The sequence below is a fragment of the Lysinibacillus sp. NPDC048646 genome (assembly GCF_050272295.1).
In the GTDB taxonomy this organism is placed as follows: Bacteria; Bacillota; Bacilli; order Bacillales_A; family Planococcaceae; genus Lysinibacillus.
Genome location: NZ_JBNNLZ010000037.1, coordinates 15,280 through 35,522 on the forward strand (window position 1 = coordinate 15,280; position 20,243 = coordinate 35,522).

The 20,243-nt window shown below is 34.7% G+C and carries 12 protein-coding genes and 1 pseudogene; 12 read left to right on the forward strand and 1 reads right to left on the reverse strand.

The window, feature by feature from the left end; translation table 11 throughout:
- Nucleotides 1-216 precede the first annotated feature (216 nt).
- The 11 genes and pseudogenes from ACQKII_RS23385 (at nt 217) to ACQKII_RS23435 (ending at nt 9,627) form a co-directional block, all read left to right on the forward strand.
- Nucleotides 217-780, forward strand: coding sequence for a hypothetical protein (locus ACQKII_RS23385; protein ID WP_427462838.1), 564 nt, complete (start codon nt 217-219; stop codon nt 778-780).
- A 148-nt stretch (nt 781-928) separates the two neighbouring features.
- Nucleotides 929-1,693, forward strand: coding sequence for a hypothetical protein (locus ACQKII_RS23390; protein ID WP_427462839.1), 765 nt, complete (start codon nt 929-931; stop codon nt 1,691-1,693).
- A gap of 264 nt (nt 1,694-1,957) precedes the next feature.
- Nucleotides 1,958-2,740: a nucleotidyltransferase domain-containing protein gene (locus ACQKII_RS23395; RefSeq protein WP_427462840.1), complete on the forward strand. Its 783-nt coding sequence runs from the start codon at nt 1,958-1,960 to the stop codon at nt 2,738-2,740.
- 242 nt (nt 2,741-2,982) lie between these two features.
- Nucleotides 2,983-3,596 (forward strand): annotated as a pseudogene (locus ACQKII_RS23400) (translocation protein TolB); the annotation flags it as partial.
- 308 nt (nt 3,597-3,904) lie between these two features.
- Entirely contained in the window at nt 3,905-4,213 is a 309-nt protein-coding gene (locus tag ACQKII_RS23405; RefSeq protein ID WP_427462848.1) for a sigma-70 family RNA polymerase sigma factor, read from the forward strand.
- 114 nt (nt 4,214-4,327) lie between these two features.
- The gene (locus ACQKII_RS23410; protein ID WP_427462841.1) at nt 4,328-5,473 is read left to right on the forward strand and encodes a DUF418 domain-containing protein; all 1,146 of its coding nucleotides are present in this window, start codon (nt 4,328-4,330) and stop codon (nt 5,471-5,473) included.
- A gap of 439 nt (nt 5,474-5,912) precedes the next feature.
- A complete protein-coding gene (locus tag ACQKII_RS23415) occupies nt 5,913-6,179 on the forward strand; it encodes a CPCC family cysteine-rich protein (protein ID WP_427462842.1) in 267 nt (88 codons plus the stop codon).
- A gap of 65 nt (nt 6,180-6,244) precedes the next feature.
- The gene (locus ACQKII_RS23420) at nt 6,245-6,733 is read left to right on the forward strand and encodes a magnesium transporter (protein WP_427462843.1); all 489 of its coding nucleotides are present in this window, start codon (nt 6,245-6,247) and stop codon (nt 6,731-6,733) included.
- Nucleotides 6,734-7,713: 980 nt separating this feature from the next.
- Nucleotides 7,714-8,619, forward strand: coding sequence for an NAD(P)/FAD-dependent oxidoreductase (locus tag ACQKII_RS23425; RefSeq protein ID WP_427462844.1), 906 nt, complete (start codon nt 7,714-7,716; stop codon nt 8,617-8,619).
- 357 nt (nt 8,620-8,976) lie between these two features.
- Nucleotides 8,977-9,363 carry a hydantoinase B/oxoprolinase family protein gene (locus tag ACQKII_RS23430; protein ID WP_427462849.1) on the forward strand — a complete coding sequence of 129 codons (387 nt, stop codon included), beginning with the start codon at nt 8,977-8,979 and terminating at the stop codon, nt 9,361-9,363.
- A gap of 15 nt (nt 9,364-9,378) precedes the next feature.
- Complete coding sequence (locus ACQKII_RS23435; protein WP_427462845.1) at nt 9,379-9,627, forward strand: hypothetical protein; 249 nt, start codon at nt 9,379-9,381, stop codon at nt 9,625-9,627.
- A gap of 1,398 nt (nt 9,628-11,025) precedes the next feature.
- On the opposite strand, the gene ACQKII_RS23440 is transcribed toward ACQKII_RS23435, so the two are convergent.
- The gene (locus ACQKII_RS23440; RefSeq protein ID WP_427462846.1) at nt 11,026-11,268 is read right to left on the reverse strand and encodes a hypothetical protein; all 243 of its coding nucleotides are present in this window, start codon (nt 11,266-11,268) and stop codon (nt 11,026-11,028) included.
- Between the two features lie 1,066 nt (nt 11,269-12,334).
- Here ACQKII_RS23440 and ACQKII_RS23445 point away from each other — a divergent pair.
- A complete protein-coding gene (locus ACQKII_RS23445) occupies nt 12,335-19,942 on the forward strand; it encodes an amino acid adenylation domain-containing protein (protein ID WP_427462847.1) in 7,608 nt (2,535 codons plus the stop codon).
- Nucleotides 19,943-20,243 lie beyond the last annotated feature (301 nt).

Sequence of the window (20,243 nt, forward strand, 5' to 3'; positions counted from 1 at the left end):
ATATTGTTTCCGTATCGTTTCGAAGAGGACAGCTTGTTTTAATTTGACAACCAAAATAATCTATCTTTATAAAAATAAATAAATACTAGTAAATGCATAATTGGTATAATTGGGTTTTTTAACCAAAATATGTTATTTTATGATAGAATAGATATTCATAGTGCAGTTTTAAGATATTTCTTCATGTATAACAAATTTTATAAGGTGGTTTTGAATTTGAAAAAGCTTATATACGCAGGACTAACAGCAGCAATGATATTGTCTATTGGGAATCCTGCTACTTTTGCAACAGAAAACACACTGACAGATGACACGGAAGAAGTAAAAAGTATTGAGGTACCTTTAGCGGATGTTTTAGATACATCGTTATATGCGACTAATCCGTCGACAACAAGTATCCTATCTAAGGATTTCGCTACATCAACAGGGCAGACAGGGAAAATTAAATCTATCGGGCAATACATTGATTTAACCAAAGTGATTCCTGATGATGCAACAGTAGTCAGCATCACTATTTATTGTCCAACGAATACAACTGTCACACAGTCAAAATATACATCGATTGACAACTATCTGATTAGCAATGGCAGTGGTTCACCAATTGCAGTAAAGTTTCAGAAAACTGATAACCCAACATCTACTAGTAAAACAACAGCCTTTAAAGATAAAAAAGCGAACATTAAGTGGTTCGTCCAACTAGAAGGAAATATTCTGATGCAGCATACAGGCATGGATGGATTCACGGTTTTAGGCGGTAAAATGATAGTAGAATATAAATAATTTTTTAAAAACTGCACTATGTTACAGCTTATAAACATGTACGTATACGCCTAATTACGTTAGTTCTGAATGCTTCAACTGCTTATCTATCGACAGCCATTTTTTTAGAACAATTCAAGATACTTATTATAAGGCGGTGGAATAAATTATGAAAATCTCTACTTTATCGCAAATACAACCTAAACCTGTATACACTAGGAATCACAATAACGAGAAAAAAGACGAGCAAGCTCCCTTAGTGGAGACATATGAATTTTCCAAAAAAAACGCTGAGACTTCCACGTCATTGTGGAACTATACAGCAAATGAAGTCGGGAAGACATCTAAACTAAATACAGTTTCATTGCGCCCGAACAGTTTAAATACACCTAATTGGGATGTGATCCCGACAAAAGGTATGAACACTCCCCCACAGGATGAGTTAATAAACCAAATTAAAGAAGTAGCTAGAAGAACGGCATTAGCTGCAAAATCGGCACGAAGAAATGCTGATGAAAGCACAGCCATTAATATGCAAATTGAAAAATTACTTGCACAATATATTTCACCGGTATCTCCAGATCGAAAAGCACTTCATCAACAGGCTATGAAAGCCATAAAAAAACATGAACCTGAAAATAACATGCTACCGTTGGGAGACCCATCACTTGTTGATTATTTAAATAAAATGGATAATATGACAACAGAAACAAATAAATCACTGTCACTATCAGGTGGTGGAATTGTTCGTCCAACTATGAATTCTTTAGGTGGGTATGACTATGATGTCATTGTTGGCGGACATACATTACTAGCAAGTGTTAATGGAAAGTGGCATTATGGTCTAACACCAGCAGAATCAATGAAAGAGAAAGATTTTTATCAAATGTATTGGTCATTTGTAGATGAAGCAAAGAATGAATTGAAAGATTAGTTATATAATTAGGGGCTATGATTAACGTATTTCTACACAAGACCTTTATATTTTAAAACTAATCATAATTAAGATTGTGAATAAATGTACTTAAATTAACACAGCAGGATAGTTGAATAAAAAGCTGTATAGAACTGAACAAACCCAATCAAAAAATACGCCAATACAATTGTTTGATTTTGTTGCAGTGAATTAATTTTTAGTAGAAAAAGTGTACCCTAGTATATAAAATACTAGTTCAAAATACATAAAGGAGGTAGGGATGTGCAGTTTCCAACAAGAATAGATGTAGATAATGAAGGGTATATCTTGAACAAAACCTCGTTAGATAAAATTGATAGTGAATACCAAGAACTTCTAATTCAAGTTGTTGAGATTTTAAAAAAATGTGCGGGAACAAAATTACATAGTATATATATTTATGGCAGTGTAGGTCGAGGGGAGGCTGTGTTAGGTACTTCGGATATCGATCTATCAGTAATATTGACGTCACCATTCTCACTTCAAGAAAAAGTACGTTTAGCTGAGAAAACGGAAATATTTATTAGTGACAATCCAATTATACCTAAAGTGGATTACGATATTGGGATTACAGCAGATGTAATTAAAGAAAACAGCCAATATTTTTTGGGGTTTTGGTTGAGGCACGTCTGTACTTGTATTTATGGAGAAGATTTATCCTTGGGCTTTCCTAAGATGAAGCCAAATTTCCATATCTGCAAGGCATTAAATCAAGATCTTATCGATACACTCATAAGCTATCGGAAAGAAATACTTGAAAAAGAAGTTGACAACTATAAATTACTATCGATATTAAAACGTATTGTAAGAGGAGCATATTGCTCTGTAGCTGAAAGAGACGAAAGTTGGTCTACAAATATTCAAGAGAATCTGTTAATTCTTAAGCATTATTTCCCTAACGAAGAATACTTTAAGAAAATCGAGTGTGTATTTCTTCAACAAAAGCTTCCAACTTTGGACGAGATGTTGAATTACATTGATTATTTTATTGTTTGGTTTAATGAGAATACTTTTGAAGGAAAATAGAGAATGTAACCTTTAAGAGTTAAAAAGCGTGTTGTTTTTTAGAAAATAAATGGCTGATTCATTTTGGTATTTAATTTTGTTAATAAATACACGTAAGCTAAAGAGGCGATTGTTCAATATGAGCAGTCGCTTCTTGTGCTAACGCAGCAGGATAGTTGAACAGAAATATATAATATACTCAATTTGGTAAATGATCGAAAAAGGAAGTATTAGATTTGAGGAGGTAGAAATGGAATCAAATTTTTTACACCATTCAAACAAATACAACTGACTTATTTGCTATTGATGCAGAAGATTTTAAGTGGAGTTCTGATGGAAGCTGGGTTAGCTCTCTATTAACACCCACTGCGTCTTGGTCCAATGATAGCAATACACTATCTGTACTTTCATCAGCTGGAGAACACTTTCAAGTTATAGGAAAAATGCTTGGGTATGAAAATTGGACAAAGTGGGCTCCTACAAAAATACAGCCGTTACCGAAATCCCTACATTGAATAAACAAAAGGACTACACACCTAAAGGATATGTTGACCTTGATTTGGAATGGCTTTCTCCAGATGAAATAATTGTTGCTCGGGCAAAAGAAAACAAAGAGTGGAAAGAGGGCCCAGTTCCAACAATGTTTACAGCGCTATATGTAATTAATCTTGAAACAGGAGAACAAAAGCAACTTACATTTCCAAAGAACAATAAAATAGATAAAGCACCTCAAGTGGTTGGTTCAACTATTACTTGGTATCGAACATCTGAAAAAGAAAACCAAGGAGATGTTTGGATTAAAGATGGAATAGATGGTCTAGAACATCGGTGGTTAAAAAATGTAGATACTGCACCAACTTTTTTTTATAAAAAGTAATTGAAACATTCACTGTGCTGACGGTGCAGAATAATGTTGAAAAGTATATTATGTGATGGAAAATCCATACATAATATACTTTTTTGATTTTATACAATTAATTTAGTATTTCTTGTAACGAATATCGTTTTCATTCTATATATAAGTATCGCATTAAAAATAATGGGAGGAGGTATCTAGTGGAGGATTAAGTTAAATCTATAAATCTTATGTAAATGAAGTAAAACATTTTCTTCTTTGTTTAACATCAAGTGAGGATTTAGCAGAGGATATTAACCCAAGAAACATTTTATCAAGCGGTTAAATCAATTCATCGTTACAATGGTGAATGCAAAATTTCGGTCTGGTTATGTCAAATTGCCAAGCATAGCTATTATGATTATTTAAAAAAGGCAAAACATCGAAATCATACGAGTGTTGATTATTTAACGCAAACAGCTATAGATATACGTTCAAATGAAGATTTACCTGATATTGCAATGATGAAAGAATGTACATTACGTGCAATTCATCAAGAAATTCGATACTTACAGGAGCCGTATGCTGAAATCTTTTTGCTTCGAACAACGTTGAATATAAGTTATAAAGTAATAGGTGACATCTTTGAGAAAACGTGAAATATTCTAGGGCACTTGGTAATTGTTTTGTTTAAAAAACCATTTTTTACAATATCATGAAACTATTCTTTGCTACATGCGTATAGTAATTAATACGAAAAAGTAGGTGAGTGATTGAAGGTAGAACGTATGGAACTGATGGACGCATTGAGGGGTTTTTCGCTAATCGGAATTTTAATAGCAAATATGCTTCATTTCCAATTTGGTGCATCAGGAGTAGAAATTATTGAATCGGCAAGTGGGCTTAATAAAGTAAGTTATTATTTTGTGAAAATTGTTGTAGAAGGGTCATTTTATCCGATTTTTGGTTTTGTATTTGGTTATGTTTTGATAAAAATGATTGAATCACGAGAGGCTTCGGGGTTACAGTGCAAAAATATTGTGTTTCGACGGGCAGTTGGCTTATCCGTATTAGGAGCGATGCATATTGCGCTTGTGTGGGAAGGTGACGTTTTATTAACATATGGCTCGACTCTTTTCATTTTATTATTATTCTTCTTAAAGCGCCGTGTGAAAACGTATTTTGTGTGGGGCTTCATTTTAACAGCAATCCTCGGAGTGGGAACCCTTTTTGGCAGCAGTTTTATACAGCTCGTGAAGCCTTTAACGGCAGCGGAAATCATGATTTATCAGGACGGTACATATGCAGAAATATTGACGCAACGATTAGGTGGATTTATTGTAGAGGGTGGCTTTACACTATTATTCATCCTACCAATTGTCTGGCTTTTCTATGTTGGTATAAGCTTTCTTGCAGTAGGTCCATTTGTATTATTCGGAATGGGCATGGCGAAAAGTGGCGCATTTTTACAGCTAGAAAATAGCACTCGGACATTAAAAAAAGTGGCGCTGCTCGTACCAGTCGGGCTATTGCTGAAGGGGATCATTATTTTTGACACGCCGTACAGCTTATTTATTTATTCGACAGGGACATATGTGTTAGCGATGGGTTATATTGCCTTGTTTGCATGGTTATTTAGCCGCTATCAAACGCAAATGAAATATTATTTTGCCCCAATCGGAAAATTATCGCTCACTAACTATTTAATGCAATCGATCATTTGTACGATTATTTTTTATGGTTACGGTTTTGGGTTGTTTGGGAAATTGGGTATATTTGTTGGAATCCTTTTATCGGTCATCATTTATGGTATTCAGTTAAAAGCAAGTCAACTATATTTAAAGCACTTTTCACTCGGTCCAGTAGAAACAATTTTAAGGTGGTTCGTTTATTTAAAAAATCCTCGGAAAGTGGATTAATATTGTGTATCGGGTGAAGCTGTGTTGCTATTTTATTTTCAGTGATTTTCACATTCGTCTTTGTGTATTTTCTTTTTCTTAAAATATGTTCCACTAGTGTTATTGATAGAATATTTTCATTAAATAGAAATACCAATCAACTAATTGTTATTGACATTTCTTTAATGGCTTACAATTGATAATGTTTTTGAAAAGTCCCTCGAATATTTATGCCATCTAACTTTAGCATTGTCGTTGTAAAAGGTTGACTAAGAGTGGTAGGTAATTTTTATAATTCAATTTTAGAGGTTGTGAATAAATGTACGTAAACATAAGGAGTGCGTTAATTAAAGATCATTGAGTTGCGTAGGCAGCTCTTTTTCTTTATTGAACTAACGGCGCGGTTTAGTTGAAGAAGAAGTATGATAAGATTTAGTTAAAAAGGGGGCGGAGAGATTATATGAAATATACTTGTCCTTGTTGTGGATATAGAACATTAGACGAAGAACCCCCAGGAACTTACGATATATGTAAAATTTGTTTTTGGGAAGATGATGGAGTTCAATTTGATGACCCTGATTGTAAAGGAGGAGCTAATATTCCATCCTTAAGGCAAGCACAAAAAAACTTTATTGTATTCGGAGCTTGTGAAGAAAGGTGTATTGAGTTTGTAAGAAAACCTAATGAAAAAGACGAAAAAGATCCTAATTGGAAACGGTTATTTTAGAGGAGAGTTATTCAGCTAACGTAAGCAGGATAATTTAATAAGGATTAAATTTAGGAAGTGGCTAAATGAGTTTTTGTTCATTTATAGCAACAAATTATGAAATGCCAGAAGTAGAAACAAAAGCGAAGTATATTACTGTTAAGGAAGCTATTGAATTAGAAATAAAACCACATGAGTTGGTACCTTGGGAGAAGAAGGACCCTAATGTCCAAATATTATTTGTTGAAAATGAAGAAGACTTAAATGAATTGGTCATTAAAAAGGACGCTTACTATGATGTAAGTGGATATACAAGTTATCCATTCATTTATCAAGTGAATTTTATCTATTCGGAATTGAGGGCAAAGCAATTACTGGAGTACCTAAAAGAAAATATTAGAGAAGGACAGATATTAGAACTATGGAGAGTATGGATTGGTCATGACGATAATGAAATAAATATACCGTATATTAGATATTGCTATGAAGAATTATCTCTAAATCATATGGTACAAATGTACAATTGGAACCATGAAAAATATAAAGAACAATATTGTATAGTATTAGAAAGATAAAAATATAAATAATTCTTATTGAACTCCCATGAAAGAACGATCCTCACTTTCATTTTCTGTGGTGCAGCACTGATGTTTTGCTGCATGGATGGCTAACGGGTGCTTTACTTCAATATGGTCCACTATTTTTCACCAATCCCTAAAACTATTATAGAAACGAAGTAAGATGTAAAATCAAAAAACTGCATCCACTGGATGCAGTCTTATTTTTTTCTAATCAGTGTATCCCCAAGAGGAATTCCAACCATAACAACCAAAACTGTTAGAATTAACAGGGCTTGAAAAATAAAATACGCAACTTGATCAAACATCGTATCTCTCCTTCTTTTCTTAATAATTCCTACCTTATATTCTGAAATTATCCAACTCCTATTGAAGAGTCAAACTAATAAAGCACAAAATCATTTGGCTTTTTATAATATAGTTTACTTCATTCCAACGTATGTATACAGTCGTCACCATTAATATTTTATGATCTTCAACAATCGGGCCAGATTGTTTAATAAGCATCGCTTTTCTTCTTAAACTATAGAGTATTTCAGTTGAGGAAGCTAAAGTTGAATATGTATAAGAAAAATAGACTCGATTCCACTAAAATAGGAACTAAGCCCATATAACCCACTAGCACCCATGTGTTGCCACATACACTCCGCACATTGTGAAGAGGTTGCCTAGTTGGAATTAAACTGAATAATTCGATATGAAATAGGGTTATTTTATTAATAACGATAAATTGATCCTTTTTGATTTGTCAACTTATTATTCATGAATGATTTTTGTAGTCTCACTATACTATTGATGTTCAGATTTAGGAATAAAAATAAAAGCAATGTCTCCTGTTGTCGCTAAACACACCGTCATTTCTTTTCATATTTAATATTAGTGTGTAAAGAATGGAAATCCATGATGTGGGAAATAATGTAGTTCTCTTTTGCAAATAACAATTCAAAATAAAACCAAATCAATACGGAGGTAAAAAAATGAATGTCCTTGATTGTATCATTATAGGTGGAGGTCCTTCTGGGATAAGTGCTAGCTTAACTTTAGGAAGGGCTAGGAGAAACATTGCATTATTTGACGATGGAACTAATAGGAATAGAGTGACACAAGCGTCACATGGATTCATTACTCGAGATGGGATAAAACCACAAGCGTTTAAAGAAATAGCGTTAAAAGAGTTGGAGAATTACCCGTCCGTATCATATTTTACTGCAACAGTTACTGAAATCATTAAGGATATAGGTAATGAGCGATTTACTGTCAAAACATCTACTAGTCAGGAATTTGTTTCAGAAAAAATAATACTCGCCACCGGTATTCAAGAAATATTTACTATACCAAGTATAAGAAAGTTTTATGGGAAAAGTCTATTTAGTTGTCCGTATTGTGATGGCTGGGAGCAAAAAGATAAGCCATTAGTGGTTATTGCAGAAAAAGAAGAGCATGTACTGCATTTGACTAAGTTAATTTATAATTGGTCGCAGGATTTGGTTGTCTTAACGAATGGAGTTCAATTATCTAAAGAAGGTAAAATAGAGTTACAAAAACACAATATCAAAATTATATCGGAAAAGATAAAAGACTTAATAGGTATTGACGGTTACTTACAAAAAATAGAGTTTGAAACAGGAGCAACAATTATAAGATCGGGTGGATTTGTTGCCCCATCTTATTATCACCCAAATCAATTTGCTGAGAAGCTTGGCTGTGAAATTCATGAAAATGGAAAAGTTATAACAGATGGTGTTGGTAGAACAACCCAAAAAAGCGTATATATTGCAGGGGAAACAGAAAGATCTAAACCATCCTCTTTAATGATTTCAGCTGCTAAAGGTAATAAAGCTGCGGTTTCAGTAAATACTGATTTAACGATGGAACGCTTTTGATTACGTCATAACACCTTCTGCTTCAACTAAATAGGAACTTAGCTAATATAATTAAACACATCAGCGCCAATGTGTTGCCACATATACTCCAAACATTGTGTTAGAGTTAGTATAAGAATTTACGAAGAACGGATTTTGATTTTAGAATTCGTTTTTTCTTGTTGTTTAAAAAGGATTGAAGGTTTTTTTGTTGAAGTTATTGAACTAACGGCACAGCTTAGTTTTTTCAATAAAATCCCTTACTTTTCCCAAATCCCCAATCTATTAAAGAGCCAAAAATTCGAAATTGGGTATTTATGTTAAAATATAAATGGCTTCTTATTAATTGAGGAACATAAATGCGAATTTGCCTACAATATTAAAAAAGGTAAACTTTGTGCAGGCGCAGGAGAATTTAGAGGTGGTTTAGGTGTACGTCGAGTTTATACCATTAATCATGATGGACAAAAGGTTTCTGTTAACTTAGGCAGACATCAATTTTCACCTTTTGGCCTAAATGGCGGACAGGAAGGTTCACATAACTATCTGATTATTCATAAACAAGATGGAATGAAGGTAGGGCCAATTGGTGTACCCGCAAATTATGAACTGCAAAAAGGAGACCAAATAGAGCTTGTTACGGCAACGGGGGGCGGTTATGGCAACCCCAAAGAGAGGAACATAGACGCAATAGAAAGTGACTTGTTAAATGAATACATTTCATTAGAAATGGCGCACAAGCACTATCGCTATAAAAACGCATAAAAAAAGGAGAAGGTAATGACTGTCAGCCTGACCTTCTGGAACGAGTATATGACATTAGTAAAAGCAGGTACCATCCAATCTAAATTTCCAGACTTACTCATGACATTCGATACGGAAAGCATGATGCCTGTACCAAGTGCAAGCATTAAGGAGGGCATGCATGTAGCCGTTATTCAAGTCGATCAAAGCCACTTGAAATTAAGCACAACGATGAAAAATGCTGCGCTACTTGCGGAGATTGATGCAGTCATTGGTGTTCGATAGGTGCTTTTGCAATTGTTTGTCACCAATTGCAGGTTCTTGATTGAATCGCGAGTATTGGGACGATTACCGCGTGTATTAGAGATTGAATCGCGAGTATTGGGACGATTACCGCGTGTATTAGGGATTGAATCGCGTGTATTCAGCCGATTACCGCGGGTATTAATTAGAGATTGAATCGCGAGTATTGGGACGATTACCGCGTGTATTAGAGATTGAATCGCGTGTATTCAGCCGATTACCGCGTGTATTAATTAGGAGCTGAATCGCGAGTATTGTAACGAGAAGCGCGTGTATTAGGGATTGAATCGCGTGTATTCAGCCGATTACCGCGTGTATTAATTAGGAGCTGAATCGCGAGTATCGCAACGAGAAGCGCGTGTATTTGTAGTTGAATCGAGGGTATACTAACGATTACCTACCGCGGATATTAAGTGAATCGCGGGTACTACCACCTGTTAGATAGAAAAATTAAAAAAGCTGCCAGCATCTAGTGTTCAGATGGGCAGCTTTTATTGTTTCTTCAGCGGGAAGGTATTACATAACATCACTTTAGTTCCTACTTCCTTCAAGCTTATTGCTTCGTTATTTCCAATGGCTTAAATGTCCGTACTTCGGAAAAATCGTTGCCTAAAACGATCATTCTATTTGTTGTTAGCGCGACTCAGATGAACAGCCTTTCACAAAGTGATAACAGCTACTTGGTGATTCCTTTACCATTAAAGGGAGGAGTTACGTTCACACATACCCAACATTCTGAATAGAAGAAGGTAACATCATTTAATGAAAAAATCCTTCACACTGCTGCTAGCAATTGGTTAAAGCCTACTTGGTCGTGAAAACAAAACTAACTGTTTGTTCACATATTTTGTATTGTACATTCACCATGCGGGTTAACAAAATAGAATTTCTAAGGGAAAGTGTTCACTTTTATTTGTTTCTCTCAAATGCTTATTTCAAAAGATGATCGGTGACGCTATACGCCCGTTAATCTTTCAAAAAATTTGTTCAAACATTATTCAATTGTAAGCCCGCTGAAGTTGTATAAGTTTATAAAAAACATAGTTCCTGTACATTACGTAAATAGTGAGCGTACAGAACAATAGAGGTTGTTCTGTACAATTATCATATAATGTTCTGAAAAATTAGTCAATTGAAACCCTGTTTTTTTACTAGAAGTTTTGTTGACGAGATAAAAGGCTCCGTTGTTACCTACACTTGTATGCACTCTAATACCCGCCATATAAGCAATTTATTATAAATGAAATAGAACAAATCGCATCGTAAACCGTGTAGTGTAAGGCATTATTTCTAAGGTCAACTTAAAGCACTCCGTTAGCTGAACAAAAGTTACATGAAAATTTATATTAAGGTCCCACATTGGGAGGATTTAAAACATGTTCAGCTAAATCTTCTTTCAAAAGGACATTCTCCTTGAAGAATACCTTCAGCAGCTTCCTCAAAGTTGTATTTGGTCACTTTTAGATTTATTTTATCATCAAGTAATAACCAGCAGGCTCCTTTTGCTTGACTTTGTAGCCCTGCACTACCAGCATTAATTATTCTTTTGCTACCAATTAAAAGGTTAAATTGTATATAGGTATGTCCACAAACAATAATATTTTCTTTAACATCTTGAAGCATTTCTTGCTGAATAGTGATTTCCGCTGAGGCAGCGCTCGTTTGTTCACTACTCGTAGTGAGTTTTTCATGTCTATCGGGATAGGTATAGGGGAGGGGGCTACTGAAGCACTCTTTAAATTAGCTGATGAACGAATGCACATTTCAAAGAATACTGGAAAAAACAAAATTACAACCCAAGATCCGGTAGAAGCTACTTAGGATTAATTCGTCACAATTTTTCCAAATGTATTCCAATTTATTTGTGTTATTATTACTAATAATCGGTACCAAGATCGTATCAAGCAATCGCAACTTACATAATGTCGTTAATCACCTTATCTCCATATAAGGTGGTTGAAATGTGATTTTATAGAAAATAATTAACCTTTTATTGTAAATATTAATGCTGTCACTTTTATTTCCCACTTGATTAAATGTAAAAATTTGACAATTTATTTCATTTGTCATATACTATCCCCATGCTTTGCGATATATAAATATAAAACCTTGTCTAGGTAATAAAATGTGAGATGGGTAAAGCTTATATTCGAGCTTGGCTCAGGTATAGTTGACGCTTGTGTGGTTGCTATCGTCGATAAAGAGGATGCTTACGGTTATTCATTAACACCACAAGTACAATCTGTAATAGATATTATAAAACTACGCTGCACTTGCTATAAACAGCGAACTAAGGGTTTATGTAGTAACAGAACAGAACTGGTAATAGGCCCTAACCTCTTATATTTTAATTCTCTCCCATTTTTAGTAACGGACGTAAATCCATTTTCAACTTCCTCTGGTGAGTGAAACGAACATCTTCCCATTATATCTATATGTGATACTTGAATAATTATAAAAGGGGCCATGCCACGACCAACTTTAAAATACTTTAGAGTTAGTCCTGAGTGTGCCGCTTAGTCAGTGTAACAAACCGAAGACTACCTGCTGAAGCTGTTTTTCCATCCTCTCTTCTCACATTCAAGAGTTTCTATACACGTTTATATAAGCAAAACTATACATTTTAAACAAATACCTACATGTGTTATGTATTTTATTGGTAATATTTTTATTAATTAGGAGGGACAGTATGAACCGATTTGTTAAAGTAGAAAATGCCCAGTTGATAACCGAAGCTCAATATGATGTAACAGAAAATCAGAAGGTATTATGGTTTGCACGCCAAATGGACATAGAAGCCGGCATTTATAATGAACCCATTTCTATACAAATAAAAGGGGACTTAGATCATAAAAGACTACACAAGGCATTACAATATATTGTAGCGAAACACGTAGCGTTACAAATGAATATTGTATCTACGAATGACGGTCTGAAACAAATAAGGAAAGAACAATTTCATGTAGACATGGATTTTTATGATTGGTCTTCTTATCCTGATGCCAAAAGAGATCAGATGTTGGACAAATCTTTGAAATCAAATCTTTACACAAGATTTGATTTAACCTCAGATACCTTGTTTCGGTTTCAACTGTATCAGTTGGAACCAAATGAATATCTCCTTCACATGATGTTCCATCATATTATTTTTGATGGATGGAGTTTAGGATTATTCCTGCAAGATTTAGAACAAGCTTATTCATTAAATCAAACTTTTGAAACAGAAAAAAACATTCATAGAATACAGATGTATGAAAAACTTGTACGTAAACATCAAATTTATATTGGAACAGAGGATTATGTTACTTCTGAAAAATATTGGCGTGCAAAATTAGAAGGCACCTTACCGTGGAGTGAATTTCCAACAAGTTGCGCAAGGGCACTTGTAACAACACATCAAGGAGGTGCTTTACAATATACAATAAAGCCTACTTTATCTAACCTTATAAAACAATTTTCCAAGGAAAATCAAGTTAGCTCATACCGTGTATGGTTAAGCATCTATATTATTTTATTAAATCAAATGACAAATCAGACAGACTTGGTAGTTGGCATGCCAATTAACACCAGAAGCCGTGACGAAGAAGCACGAGAGGTATTTGGCTACTTTGTGAATACAGTTCCACTACGTATAGCATTTTCACCTACCGAAACTTTTACAGAGTTAGTTCAAAAAGTGAATGACTCTGTAAAAGAAGCAATCGCACATAGAGATTATCCGTTCAACCATTTGATTCAGCAAGTTGAGAATCGAGAAGAAAATCACCCGTCTTTATATTCAACAGTGTTCAACATGGTGAAACTTCCGAATTTTAGCATGGAAGACTTAGAAACGAAAGTCATCACACATCAAGATCGAGTAAGTGTGTTTGATATGGTATGGCGATTAGTTCAAAACCAAAGTGATGCTTTAAATATTGAAATTGATTATAACTCTGGTATATATGATGAAAACGACATACAGAACTTTATAGATAGATTTCAACATTTACTACCGATATTGTTAGAAAACAGTGACATACCTATATGCAATCTAGATCTGCTATTACCACAGGATTATGATGTTTATCAAAACACATTGGCTGTGAAAAATGTGATGCCTATGACATTAGACCAACTCATCGATGAACAAGCGGATATACACCCAGATAGTATTGCTATAACGATGGGTCAGCAAAATATCACATATCAAGAGTTACGGGTCTTGTCGAACCAAGTGGCGCAAACTTTATTGCACCAAGGGTTTCAAAAACAAAATCGTGTAAGTATCATCATGAATCGTAGTATAGAAGCCGTTGTTTCCATGATTGGAGTATTAAAGGCAGGGGGTATCTATGTACCTGTGGAGCCGGATTTTCCTGTAGACCGGGTTCGTTTTATATTACAGGATAGTGAGTCAACTCATATTATTACAAGTCATAAGATTAGTTTACGACATATTCAACTAGACCAACAAGTTATTTTATATGAAGACATGCCTAAACAATTCATTACTGAACAAGCGAAACGTACACATACAATAGAAGATGCAGCCTATGTCATTTATACATCTGGTTCTACTGGAAATCCTAAAGGTGTATTAATTCCTCATAAGGGAGTAATTCACTTTATACAATCCTTAAAAGATACGTATTATTTTCAGAAAAATCATGTACATCTACAATTTGCATCACTTATCTTTGATGCATCTGTCTGGGAAATCTATAGTAGCTTGTTAACTGGTGGAAGGCTTTATATTTTATCGGAGATAGAAAGAAAATCTTTCAATCATTTTATCGAGGCAATTCACAAACAACAAGTAAATTTTTGTCTTTTACCTACTGTATTTTTCCATACTTTAACGCAAGCGTCTCTTCATGAATTAGAAAAATTGAAATCACTAAACTATATATTTGTTGGTGGAGAGACATTGCTACCGGAAACAGTACGAAAATGGCAAGAAAAAGTAGATTTGAAAATTCCAATTGTAAATGCATATGGTCCAACAGAATCGACAGTTTGTGTCGCCACATATCCGATTATCAACAAGGTAGATGAAACACAAGCAAATATACCAATTGGGAAACAGTTATCTCATACAGAAATCTATATTTTGAACGAACAGCATCAAATTTGTCCGCCGTACGTACCTGGAGAGATTTATATTGGTGGGAGTAGCCTTGCACAGCAATATGTCAATCAACCTGATAAAACCAAAGAAGCATTTGTAACTGTAAATTTACCAACTTCATCTAAGGCGAGGCTATATAAAAGTGGTGATCAAGGTCGTATCACACAAGATGGACAAGTTGAATTTTTAGGACGTATAGATAACCAGGTGAAGATTCGTGGTTATCGTATCGAGTTAGAAGAAATAGAAGAGCAAATGCTCCAACACCCATCTATTCAGCATGCATCTGTGATAGTTTGTCAGAATAAAAGTGGCGATCAGCAATTGATTGCTTTCTATATATTGCAAAAAGAGACTATTGTGACTGCTGAAGATATTCAAGCATATCTTTCGGGAAAATTACCTTATTTTATGTTGCCGAATTACATGCAAGATGTCGAGAAGTTTCCTTTAACACCGAGTGGCAAGATAGATTATAACTCATTACAAAAGCAAGCAGAATCCTTATTAGAAAACCGTACCCATAGATATATCCCACCCAATACAGATACTGAAATTCAATTACAGAATATCTGGGCAGAAGTTTTACGGATGAATTCTGAACAGATAAGTATCGAAGATGATTTTTTCAAAATTGGTGGACATTCTTTGCTCACAGTCCAAGTCATTAATCGTATTCATGTCAGATTCCATGTACAGATCAGTTTAAAAGACTTATATGTATATCGAACGATTCATTCATGTGCTGATTATATAGATCGATTAAATCCTATAGATAAAGAAGATGTAATACCGCAAATTCCTGAACAAACGTATTACCCGTTATCACATGCACAAAAAAGACTTTGGTTTTTATACAAAAGGTATCCAGAAGATAGAACGTATGACATCCCTATCTTGGTAGAAATACAGCCCGGTATACAAATCAATATGTTGAACAAAGCTTTATATGAAGTTGTACAACGACATGAAATTTTTCGAACGGTTTTCATGGAAAAGCAAGGGGAGCCTGTGCAACACATACGAGAAGAAATATCTGCGATAGCTAAACACGTGGATATTACCAAAATTAAAAAGAGTAAACAAGCAGCATATAGGAAGAAGTGTATACAGGAGATTGATTCTAAAGAGTTTGATTTAGAACAGGGTCCTTTATTCCGAACGATACTATTCACAGAGAGTGAAGATTGCTCTTGGTTATATTTGAATTTCCATCATATTATTATGGATGAATGGAGCTTACAACGCCTTCTAAAAGAGCTATTGGAGGTATATGATGAAATATTACTAAATAAAAGTGTGCATGCTATCAAACCTACTGTTAGATATGTAGATTATGTAGCATGGCAATATGAACATCTTTCGTTAGGGACATGGGAATTAGAAAAACAATATTGGAAACAAGAGTTCCAAAACGTTCTACCTCAATTATCACTACCAAATGATCGGATGCGTCCTAGTACTCCTTCGAATCATGGTGCGGTGCTTTCTAAGAAAATAGATCAGGTACATTTTGCAGGATTAAGAAAAATTGCACAACAAGAGGAAGTTTCACTATTCATATTGCTATTCACTGCTTATACACAATTTTTACAGCAGATATGTGGGCAGAATGACCTTATTGTAGGAACACCTGTGACAGGGAGACAACATACGGCATTTGAAGATGTACAAGGTTTTTTTGTCAACACAGTTGCAATTCGAGTAAATACAACAGATGCTTCCACAATGAAAGAATTGTGTGAAGTCGTAAAAGAGCAATGTCTTTTGGCATTCCAGCATCAAAACTATCCATTTGATAAGGTGATTGAAGTAGTAAACCCTGAACGAAAAGTACATGATAATCCAATTTTCCAAACTATGTTTAGTTATCAACAGAACACAGCTCAACAACATAATTTGCATCGATTGGATATACAGCCCGTGGAGCAAGCAATTAGTAAATTTGACTTATCCCTTACATTCTTAGAGTCAGAAGATGGCCTAGTTATGGATTTAGAATATAATACTGATTTGTTTGAAAGAACAACAATTTCACGTTTTGCAGAACAACTGTTGCAAACTATACAGATGATACAAACTGATTTTACTACATCTCTTTGTCAATTAAATATGTTGTGTGATACAGATAAAACTGTGTATCAAAAATTGAACGATACGTATATGGCGATGCCACCACATTCATCTATACAAGAACGTTTTTATCAGCAAGTGTATAAAAGACCCAATGCGATCGCAATTTCTACAGAGGATAGTTCATATACCTATGAAGAGGTGAATCATTATTCTAATCAAATTGCTCATTATTTGATTGAAAAAGGAATGCAACTCAATGATGTAGCTGCCATTTTCTTAGACCGAAGTTTTGAAAGTATTGTATGTATGTTAGGGGTTCTCAAAGCTGGCGGTACCTATGTGCCAATTGATATTAAATATCCGCCAGAACGTGTATCGTATATTTTAAATGACAGTAAGGCAAAGCTGATTCTAACGAAAAATTCTCTAAAAAAAGAATCACTATCTCATTATGAACAAGTAGCTGTAATAGAAGATATGTTAGCATCGTCTGCGATTCAAGACATCTTAAACAAAAATACAGCGGAAGACACAGCTTATATGATCTACACATCTGGATCGACGGGAAATCCGAAGGGTACATTACTCCGACATGCTGGCGTACTGAATTTAGTGGAATGGCGCGCACAAACATTCCATATAACAGAGCAAGATGTGTTATCTCAGTTTTACTCTCACAGTTTTGATTCGTCTGTTTCGGAAATTTTTTCGGCTTTATTAACTGGAGCAAGACTTCATCTGTTAAATGAGGAACAACGTTTCTCCTCTCAGGCATATTTTGATGCAGTTTCTACTTATAACATTACGATTTCAGATGTGGCGACAGCCTTTTTTAAACAATTAGCGAATGGAGTATCTTCAAAACAGCTCATTCCATTAAAAAGTTTACGTGTGCTAATTATGGGAGGTGAGGCTGCATCGGCAGAAGCTATTCGAAAATGGCAATCTGAAATGAGTGATACTGTACAGATTGTCAATGAATATGGGCCTACGGAAACAACGGTTAGTTCGTTGTATTACTCTGTTTCTACAAAAGTGGATAATACTGTCACCCAGATTCCTATTGGGAAGCCCATTGCTAATACAAAAGTCTATATCTTAAATGAAAACATGCAACTGTGTCCAATAGGTGTAATAGGAGAACTGTACATTGAGAGTGTGGGAACAGCAATCGGCTATGTAAATCAGCCAGAAAGAACCAAACAATCATTTCTGTCGAACCCGTTTTCTACAGAAAATCATTCTATTTTATATCGGACAGGAGATCTAGTGAAGCTGGAATTAAATGGAAGTGTAGAGTATATGGGTAGACGAGATAGACAAGTGAAAATAAGAGGATATCGAATTGAACTAGGAGAAATTGAAGATGTGCTGGTGCAAGAGCCTCGCATTCAACAAGCGGTAGTTCTACCTGATGCAGAAGGAAACGAATTACACGCATATTTCACTGTGTATAACCAAACAAAAATAAGTATTGAAGAAGCCTATAAGCATGTTTCCGCTACTTTACCGGAATATATGGTGCCAAAAGGATATGTTTGTGTTCCAGAGATTCCTGTCACACAAAATGGCAAAATAGATGTTCAAAAACTACTAGGGCAGTATCAGATACAGTACCGGAAAAAGAAAAATCATCAACCACCTGTTACAGAAACACAAAAGGTACTAGCTAATGTTTGGGCAGAAGTATTAAACATAAAAGACTTAAACATAAAAGATGATTTTTTTGCTCTAGGGGGGCACTCATTAAAAATTATGCCTACTTTGGTGAAACTAAAACCATACTTCCCTAACTTGCGCATACAGGATTTCTTTCACTACCGTACAATAGAAAAACTGGCTCGAAAAATAGATTCAGATGCGGTTCAGCAAGACGACAGTATAGCAGCAACTGTGGAAGAGCATAAAAAAGAAAATAATATTTATATAGATAAGCAAGAAAACAGTAAGAAATGGGATACATTAATACAAGTTTCACAACAGAAACCTCGTAGTATATTATTAACAGGCGGAACAGGTTTTCTTGGTTCCCATATCTTAGAGCAGTTATTATTACTACCTGATACAGTGATTTATTGCCTAGTTCGGAATCAAAAACAAACTTCAATGGAAAATAAAGTACGAGAAAAAATGCAGTTTTACTTTGGAGAGGCTATTTTAGAAAAAATGAAGCATCGCGTTCATATCATTGAAGGAGATTTGAGCAAAGAACATCTGGGTATTACACCAAATATAAAAAAACAATTGATTCAAGAAATAGATACAATCATACACTGTGGAGGAGATGTGCGTCATTATGGAGACAGAGAACATTTTATCCAAGTTAATGTGGAATCTACTAAATACTTATTAGAACTGAGTAAAGACGCACGGGCACGCTTTCATTATATTTCAACAATTAGTATTTCTGGGCATGCCCCTCATGATGCTAAAGAATTTTTGTTCTCTGAACGAGACTTTGACAGAGGACAACAGTTAGATAATGTGTATGTGGAAAGTAAATTTTTAGCAGAAAAATTAGTAAGAGAAGCAATAAAAGAAGGCGTACCAGCAACAGTGTATCGTGTAGGAAACCTAGTAGGGCATACACTTGACGGGAGATTTCAAGAGAATATAGAAGGTAATGCTTTTTATCGTTTGATAAAAGCTATCTTATTACTACAAATTGCACCAGACATTCATACGTATATTGATCTAGTACCAATCGATTTTGGTAGTAAAGCTATTGTACAATTGGCATGTACAAAGGAAACAGAAGGGGGAACTTTCCACATCTGTAATCCTGTTCAACTGGAATGGAAACCGTTTGTTGAATATTTGAAACAAAGCGGTCATCCTATTAAAATTATAAATACTGAACAATTTATGAACTTATTTAAAGACTATACATTGTCTGATAAACAAAAATATGCTTTGGAATTGATGGTGCCTTTACTAGAAGAGACAGCTGAAAATTCTTTATCAATCCCAACGTGTCAAGATGCGCAACTTTTTTTACAAGAAGTTGGTGTGGTATGCGAATTACCTGATGCAAAGTTTGTATCTAATTTGATAGATTACGGATCTCGTATAGGTTTTTTCCCCTCTAACAGAGAACCAACTATGGTTTAAAATGAGATATACACATGATAAATTGAATGATTATTAGCATGGTAAAAGGGGCACCCTGATCTGAAGAAGCATTTTCTATTGTCTGAAAGAGCAAACGAGAGTTTGCTCTTTTTTAAGTAAAGTAGTAAGGTATTGTTTTACCTTGTTCGAACCTTCAGAAGGGTATTGATATTCGAGAATACTAGCTACTTCAATAGCTACTTTCTGTAAGCCCGAAATAAAAAAATAAGCGCACCTTTTCGGTACGCACGACGAATGGCCATCTATCTGAAATTTTTTCAAATAGATGGCTATTTTGCAC

Excerpts from the sequence above, each read along its gene's own strand:
- ACQKII_RS23390 (WP_427462839.1), top strand. The coding sequence starts at position 929 with ATGAAAATCTCTACTTTATCGCAAATACAACCTAAACCTGTATACACT.
- ACQKII_RS23415 (WP_427462842.1), top strand. The coding sequence starts at position 5,913 with ATGAAATATACTTGTCCTTGTTGTGGATATAGAACATTAGACGAAGAA.
- ACQKII_RS23420 (WP_427462843.1), top strand. The coding sequence starts at position 6,245 with ATGAGTTTTTGTTCATTTATAGCAACAAATTATGAAATGCCAGAAGTA.
- ACQKII_RS23425 (WP_427462844.1), top strand. The coding sequence starts at position 7,714 with ATGAATGTCCTTGATTGTATCATTATAGGTGGAGGTCCTTCTGGGATA.
- ACQKII_RS23435 (WP_427462845.1), top strand. The coding sequence starts at position 9,379 with ATGACTGTCAGCCTGACCTTCTGGAACGAGTATATGACATTAGTAAAA.
- ACQKII_RS23440 (WP_427462846.1), bottom strand. The coding sequence starts at position 11,268 with ATGCTTCAAGATGTTAAAGAAAATATTATTGTTTGTGGACATACCTAT.
- ACQKII_RS23445 (WP_427462847.1), top strand. The coding sequence starts at position 12,335 with ATGAACCGATTTGTTAAAGTAGAAAATGCCCAGTTGATAACCGAAGCT.